The 4,189-nt window shown below is 39.3% G+C and carries 3 protein-coding genes and 3 pseudogenes; all 6 read left to right on the top strand.

The genetic code is table 11. The annotated features are described in order from the left end of the window. Nucleotides 1-234, top strand: a 234-nt coding sequence (locus tag RM529_RS16085) for a single-stranded DNA-binding protein (protein ID WP_311485763.1), incomplete at its 5' end; no start/stop codon positions are given. Between the two features lie 76 nt (nucleotides 235-310). Continuing rightward, nucleotides 311-760, top strand: a pseudogene (locus tag RM529_RS16080) (JAB domain-containing protein). Nucleotides 761-1,238: 478 nt separating this feature from the next. Beyond that, nucleotides 1,239-1,607 (top strand): BfmA/BtgA family mobilization protein, encoded by a 369-nt coding sequence (locus tag RM529_RS16075; protein ID WP_311485764.1) that lies wholly within the window; start codon nucleotides 1,239-1,241, stop codon nucleotides 1,605-1,607. 10 nt (nucleotides 1,608-1,617) lie between these two features. Further along, a complete protein-coding gene (gene mobB, locus RM529_RS16070) occupies nucleotides 1,618-2,649 on the top strand; it encodes a MobB family relaxase (RefSeq protein WP_311485762.1) in 1,032 nt (343 codons plus the stop codon). A gap of 42 nt (nucleotides 2,650-2,691) precedes the next feature. Further along, nucleotides 2,692-3,870, top strand: a pseudogene (locus RM529_RS16065) (type IV secretory system conjugative DNA transfer family protein); the annotation flags it as partial. A gap of 8 nt (nucleotides 3,871-3,878) precedes the next feature. Then, a pseudogene (locus RM529_RS16060) lies at nucleotides 3,879-4,189 on the top strand (IS3-like element ISLbl1 family transposase); the annotation flags it as partial.

The following is a 4,189-nucleotide window of genomic DNA, read 5'->3' as shown; positions in this document are numbered from 1 at the left end:
AACGAGCAGGGTGAAAGAATCCAGACCACCGAATGGCATACCATAGTAGCCTGGGGCAAAACTGCAGAGATCATTGAGAAATATGCAGGAAAGGGTAAGGAAATAGGAGTTTCAGGAAAATTGAAGTCCAGAAGCTATGAGGACAGCGAAGGAACAAAACGCTATGTTACCGAAGTGGAAGCCAACGAAATCCTTTTGTTAGGCGTAAAGAACGGCAATAATTCAGCCGAATAAATAAAAAATAAGAGGGCGTTACCGTGCCTAAAAAGTTTCACCCTCTTTTCATTCTTAATCCTTTAACTGAATCAAAATGAAAACAAAAGTTAACGAAATTTCCATAAAATACAGGGGAAGCTTTAAAGTAAAATAATCTCCCAAGATCAACTCCTCCCTTTGCGCTAAAGAACTGCTTTTTAACCAATGGAATAAAGATCATATTGCCCTGCAGGAATGTTTTAAAGTGTTGCTTTTAAACAATGCCAATAGGGTAAAGGGTATATTTGAAGTCTCTACGGGAGGTATAACCGGCACTTTAGTAGATGTACGAACAGTTTTTGCGGTTGCCCTAAAAACATTAGCTACGGCGATAATTATTTCGCACAACCATCCTTCAGGAACTTTCAGACCTAGTGAAAGTGATAAAAGGCTAACCTCTAAAATCAAAAGTGCAGGGGAATTTTTAGATATTAAACTTCTTGATCACCTTATTATTACTCCCGAAGGGAAATATTACTCTTTTGCCGATGAAGGCATATTGTAATTTTCTGCAGTGCAATTTTGTTAAAGGCCTGGCTAAAATTCCAGGTCTTTTTTTATGGGCTTAAATTTAAAATCCGGACGTACTTCAACTTTATGTATGGGTAAAAGTTGTATATTTAAAATGTTGAATTTCAGCATTATTTAAATCTTATAGTTATCCTGTTTTTGACTTTCCCGGGTAACTATATCCATCAGTCTATTTACAGTCGGAATATTTATTCCTGAAAAAAGCAATTGGCGATAAGCCAGATTGTATGAAATTTTTGTCCGCTGGGCGGACGAAAAGGAATAGCAAGAGGGTAACGGGCAAAGCCTCGTTTCGCATTCCTTTTTAGTTTCAAACTACTGATAATCAATTTATTGCAAATTTAGCGGTTTTAAAAATTTCTTCAATTTGCGTCAAATGCCCCGAAAGCCCCTGTAAATTGGGATAGATTTACGTCAAATGCATCAAAAAAGTCAAAAATATGGATTGATTTATCACCATCCGGTTCAAGCGGGAAACGGCAAAACGCTTTCAGAATTTTTCCAGGACACACTTCAAATCCCATACGGAAGCCATGGCTACCATGCTTGATTTCTTCTTCTACAATGAAATTTCCCCAAAAGAAAAACTGGGTCCTACAGGAAGAACAATAGAACAATCTTTTAAGAAAAGGATCAATGCAGTAATAGCCATTATGAGGGATATGGAGAAGACACAAACCAAACCCACTGTTACCATGATCCAGTCCTTGTTTGAGGCGGAAGAACCTAAGAAGAATACTTTGATCCTTGAGAAGAAGTTCCTGGAAGAAAAAAAGGAAGTGCTCCTCCAGGAGAAGCGGGATATTAATCGGGAACACTAAACCTGTAGTTATGTATATCACTGTAACACCACAAAAAATGGGAGGTAATTATTCCCAAAGTTCCGCAGGTTTCGTGAGTTACTTGGAAAAGGAAAATGAAGGTCTTGAAAATGAAGGGATGGAACACTTCTTTAATCAGTACGAGGATAAAACTTCAGCGGAGGGGGTAGTAAGGGAAAACGATGGCAATACGGCAAAACTGGAAAAAACGGAGACCAGGTTTTATTCTATTACGGCGAGTCCTTCCAAATATGAACTAAACCGCCTGCAAAACCATAGTGAAGACCTGAAGAAATACACCAGGGAATTGATGAAGGATTATGTGACTTCCTTTAACAGGGAAATCAATGGCCGGCCGGTAAGCCTGGATGATATTAAATATTACGCGAAAATAGAGCACCAGAGGACCTTTAAAGGTAATGACATGCAGGTTCGGGAAAATCAGCCTTTTGCCACGAAAATACTTGAGCTTAAAAATGAAATCCGGAAAATAGAGCGGGGTGAACTTGAAGGAAATATCAAAGTTCGGGAGCAACAAATAGCCAGGCTTGAAAAGGAGGCGCCACACCAACAAAACGGACAGCGGATTGTCCAGGGAATGCAAAAAGAAGGGCCTCAAAGCCATATCCATATCATTGTGAGCCGCAAAGATGCTTCCAACAGGTTTAGCCTGTCTCTCGGCAGCAAGTATAAAGCTTCAGCGGTGGAACTAAATGGTACAATGGTCAAAAGGGGTTTTGACCGCGACAGTTTTTTTAAAAATGCTGAAAAGACCTTTGATAAACTCTTCGGCTACCAAAGGAATTTTGTGGAACAATACAAATCACGAAAAGACTTTATAAAGGATCCGCGAAAGTATTTTTCTGCTTTGCTGAAGCTGCCCACCAATGAAAAAGCAATAGCCTTAAAGATACTTCGGGAATCAGGAATGCCAATGCTGCCCGGCATTCCCGTAAATCAGGCGCAAGTGGCCTTAAAAGTATTTAACCGCCTGAGGCAGGGGCTGGATATTGCTATAAAATCCAGCTCCATCGGCATTTAGTGAGATACGAATCAGGATTAATTCTTCTAATAATAAAATATCATGAAAGCAAAACTTCTTTTTGACCGTTTTAACCAGTTCTCTCTCAAACATTACCTGGTTTTAAGTACCATTTGCATTTTGGTGCAGACCGTTCTTTTTAGCTATATGTACAGTACTTTATTTAAGGGCTGGATATTTTTGGGATGTCCAATGCTGTTTTTAAATACTCTTTTTTATGCCTTCTGTGTAGATGATAACGGGGAGAATATGCCCTCAAAAATTTACCAGGTGCTGTTCAAAACCAAAGGGAAGGCTTTTAAAATTGAAAATATTAAAAGGGGAGTATCTGTTATTGGGTCTGCCGGAAGTGGAAAAACGGAAAGCATTGTCTATGGATTCCTGAAGCATTTTCAGAAATATAATTTCTGCGGGGTAATCCATGATTACAAAGATTTTGAGCTTACCGAAATGGCATATCCGCTTTTCAAGAAATCGAAGATTCCGTTTTACATCATCTCTTTTGATAAGATCATTCACCGCGTAAATCCTATTGCACCAAGGTACCTGGAAAACGAGGAGAGCGTAAATGAAATTTCCAGGGTCCTGCTGGAAAATCTTCTCGAACAAAAGGAATCGGGTACCACCGGAGCATCCAAATTCTTTAATGATGCTGCTGAAGGTTTAATTGGGGGGCTTATCTGGAAACTTAAAGCTGATTATCCCAAGTTCTGCAGCCTGCCCCACCTGATAGCGATATACCAATATTTGAATACCGAAAGCCTTATAAAATTCCTTGAAACCAATACTACTTCCAGGGCTATGGCCGATGCATTTATTAGCGGTAAAGATTCCGAAAGGCAAACGGCAGGGGTAAAGAGCACCCTGGCCAATACCTTGAAACGCATCAGCACGCAAAATATTTTTATGGTCTTATCTGCAGATGAAATTCCTTTAAATATTAATAATCCTGAAAATCCGGCATTGATTTCAATAGTGAACAATCCCAGGTTTGATACTTCCTATTCGCCGGTTATTGCCACCATTATGCATACCATAATTAAACAAATGAGTGTGCGTAACTCTAAACCTGCTTTCCTGTTGATGGAAGAAGCGCCAACCATTCGTTTACTCAACATGCACCGCATTCCGGCTACGCTAAGAAGTTATGATATCTTTACAGTTTATTTAATGCAGGACAAGATCCAGAATGATATGATGTATGGGAAAAGGCAAGCAAAGCGATACAACTGATATTCCATTCAGACCGAGGTGTTCAATATGCAAGCCATAGGTTTACCAGCATCAAAAGCTATAATGGCTTGATAAAACAGTCCATGAGCCGGAAAGGAACTGCTGGGACAATGCCGTAGCAGAATCATTTTTTAAATCATCAAAAGTGGAATGGGTTTACTGGAACAGGTGTAACCTTAGATCTGAAGCAGAATTATCCATCTTTCAAGGGATTGGACCTGGTGAAATACCAGAAGAAGACATTCTTATTTAAGAAACAGAACTATTAAAGAATTGAAATTAGATATGTATAATCACAAACTAGCAG

Origin of the sequence: Autumnicola edwardsiae (assembly GCF_031846505.1) — a bacterium.
Lineage (GTDB): Bacteria > Bacteroidota > Bacteroidia > Flavobacteriales > Flavobacteriaceae > Autumnicola > Autumnicola edwardsiae.
This window is presented reverse-complemented; position numbering and strand designations above follow the sequence as displayed.